The following is a 2,800-nucleotide window of genomic DNA, read 5'->3' as shown; positions in this document are numbered from 1 at the left end:
CGCGGCGAGGGCCGCCCTGACCGCGGCGCCGACCTGCTCGGTGGTGAGGGTGCCGCCGAGGTCCGGCGTGCAGGCGCCCTCCGCCACGGCCGTGCCGACGGCCAGCTGGATCGCCTTCGCCTCGGCGGCCCAGCCCAGGCGCTCCAGCATCAGCGCGGAGCTGAGGATGGCGCCGAAGGGGTTGCCGATGCCCTGGCCGGCGATGTCGGGCGCGCTGCCGTGCACCGGCTCGTAGAGGCCGAACCCGGTGTCCGGGTTGATGTTGGCCGAGGCCGCGTTGCCCAGGCCGCCGGCCAGCATGGCCGCCAGGTCGCTGAGGATGTCGCCGTACGAGTTGTTGGTGACGATCACGTCGAACTGCGACGGGTCGGAGATCAGCTTCATCGCGGCGGCGTCGACGTAGAGGTGGGTGGAGTCGATGGCGGGGTGCTTCGCGGCGGCCTCGCGGAACACCCGCTGCCACACCTGGCCGCCGTGCCGGACGGCGTTGGACTTGTCGACCATGCAGACGCCGCGCTCGGCGATCGAGTACGCGTACTCCATCACCCGCGAGACGCCCATGTAGGTGCTGACGTCCGCGTCGACGGCCATCTCGTGCACGGTGTTCCCGCGCAGCACTCCGCCGATGTCGGTGTAGAGGCCCTCGGTGTTCTCCCGGACGATCACGGCGTCGATGGCGCGGGTCCGGGCGTCGCGCAGCGGGCTCAGCCGCTCCTGGAGCAGGGTGGCCGGGCGGTGGTTGACGTACAGGTCGAGGTCGAAGCGCAGGCGCAGCAGGACGCCGCGGCCGTAGTCCGAGGTCTTCACCCGGGGGTCGCCGATGGCGCCGAAGAGCACCGAGTCGCTCGCCTTGATCCGCTCGAAGTCCTCGTCGGACAGGGAGACCCCGGTCCGCAGGTAGGTGTCGGCGTTGACGTGGTCGAGCACGTCGACCGCGAGGTCCAGGCCCAGCGACTCGATGGTCTCCAGGGCCTCCTTGGTCACCTCGGGGCCGATGCCGTCACCGGGGATGACGGTCACTGTCTTGGTCATGGGTCTCTCACCGTTTCTGGGGTGGGGCCGGCCGGTTGTGGGTCGGGTCGGCCGGGCCGGGGGCGTCGGGCAGGGTCACCGCCGCGCGGCCCTGGGAGCTGCGCCGGGGGGTGCGGTCGTCAGGAGGCCCGGCGCTGCTTCGCGGTGTCCGGGGAGGAGAAGGCGCCGCGGGTGATGCTGGTCATCCAGGCCGGGCGGCCCTGCTCGAAGGCGGCGATCGCGTCGGCCTTGCGCAGGGTGACGTCGATGTCGTCGAGGCCGTTGAGCAGCAGCCAGCGGGCGCGCTGGTCGGCCTCGAACTCCCAGGTCCCGAGGTCGGTGCCGACGGTCAGCTGCTCCAGGTCGACGGTGATCTCGAACTTCGGGTCGGCCTGGGCGCGTTCGGCGAGGTCGGCGACGACGGGCACCGGCAGGGCGACGGCCAGCAGGCCGTTCTTCAGCGCGTTGCGCAGGAAGATGTCGCCGAAGCTGGTGGCGATGACGGCCCGGAAGCCCCAGTCGCGCAGGGCCCACACGGCGTGCTCGCGGGAGCTGCCGGTGCCGAAGTTGTGGCCCGCCACCAGGACGCTCGCGTCCTGGTACTCCGGCTGGTTCAGGACGAACCCGGGCTCCTTGCGCCAGTGCCCGAACAGGGTGTCGGCGTAGCCGGTCTTGGTCAGCCGCTTGCAGAACTCGGCCGGGATGATCTGGTCGGTGTCGACGTCGTCCCGGGACAGGGCCACGGCCTGTCCGGTGTGCGCCGTGAGCGGCTGCCTCATGCCTCTGCCCCCTGCTGGTCGGTCTGGCTGCGGTCGGTGGAACGGGTCGAACAGGCCGGTCGGGTGGAACGGGTCGGGCGGGTGTGCCCGGCGGGCGCGGTCACAGCTCGGTCGGCGCGGCCAGGCGGCCGACCACGGCGGTGGCGGCGGCGACGACGGGCGAGACCAGGTGGGTGCGGGCGTGGGTGCCCTGCCGGCCCTCGTAGTTGCGGTTGGAGGTGGAGGCGACCCGCTGGATGCCCTGGAGGCGGTCGGCGTTGATGCCCATGCACATCGAGCAGCCGGAGAGCCGCCACTGCGCGCCCGCGTCGAGGAAGACCTGGTCCAGGCCCTCCTCCTCGGCCTGGGCCCGGACGGCCATCGAGCCGGGGACGACGAGCATGGTGATCCGGTCGGAGACCTTGCGGCCGCGCAGCACGTCGGCGGCGGCCCGCAGGTCCTCGATCCGGCCGTTGGTGCAGGAACCGAGGAAGACCGTGTTGATCTCGACGTCCCGCAGGGCGACGTCCGGTTCGAGGCCCATGTACTCCAGGGCGCGGCGCGCGGCCTGCTGCTCGGCGGGGGTCGCGAAGGTCTCGGGCGCCGGCACCGCGGCGTCCAGCGGGACGGCCTGGCCGGGGTTGGTGCCCCAGGTGACGAAGGGCTTGAGCCCGGTGACGTCCAGTTCGACGACGCGGTCGAAGGCGGCGCCCTCGTCGGTGCGCAGGGACTGCCAGTAGCTGACGGCCTCCTCCCAGTCGGCCTCGGCGGCCGGGTCCCAGCGCTCGCGCAGGTAGGCGAGCGTGGTGTCGTCGGGGGCGATCAGGCCGGCGCGGGCGCCCGCCTCGATGCTCATGTTGCAGACCGTCATCCGCCCCTCCATGGAGAGGTTCTCGACGGCCTTGCCGCGGTACTCGATCGCGTAGCCGTGGGGGGGGGGGGGGGCGGGGGGGGCGCGGAGCGCGCGGCTGAGTGGGTGAGGCGGGTCGGGGGGGGGGGGGGGCGCGCGCGACTCGAGCGCAGACGTCGCG

Annotated in this window: 3 protein-coding genes (1 of these 3 cut by a window edge); all 3 read right to left on the bottom strand. The window is 73.0% G+C overall.

Annotated features, from left to right (window positions below):
- Positions 1-1,032: isocitrate/isopropylmalate dehydrogenase family protein (locus tag ACFV6I_RS22480; RefSeq protein WP_380427263.1), on the bottom strand; the 1,032-nt coding region annotated here is incomplete at its 3' end.
- 119 nt (positions 1,033-1,151) lie between these two features.
- Positions 1,152-1,790, bottom strand: a complete 639-nt coding sequence (gene leuD, locus ACFV6I_RS22475) for a 3-isopropylmalate dehydratase small subunit (protein WP_380427261.1) — start codon at positions 1,788-1,790, stop codon at positions 1,152-1,154.
- A 100-nt stretch (positions 1,791-1,890) separates the two neighbouring features.
- A protein-coding gene (locus ACFV6I_RS22470) for an aconitase family protein (protein WP_380427259.1) crosses the window boundary here: on the bottom strand, positions 1,891-2,800 show its 3' portion. 668 nt of this gene lie beyond the right edge of the window; the window shows 910 of its 1,578 coding nt (coding positions 669-1,578); its start codon lies off the right edge, out of view — the gene reads right to left on this strand; it ends in the stop codon at positions 1,891-1,893.

Origin of the sequence: Kitasatospora sp. NPDC059803 (assembly GCF_042732255.1) — a bacterium.
Taxonomy (GTDB): Bacteria; Actinomycetota; Actinomycetes; order Streptomycetales; family Streptomycetaceae; genus Kitasatospora.
Note: the sequence above shows the minus strand (reverse complement) of the source record. Positions and strands in the feature narration are given on the sequence as shown.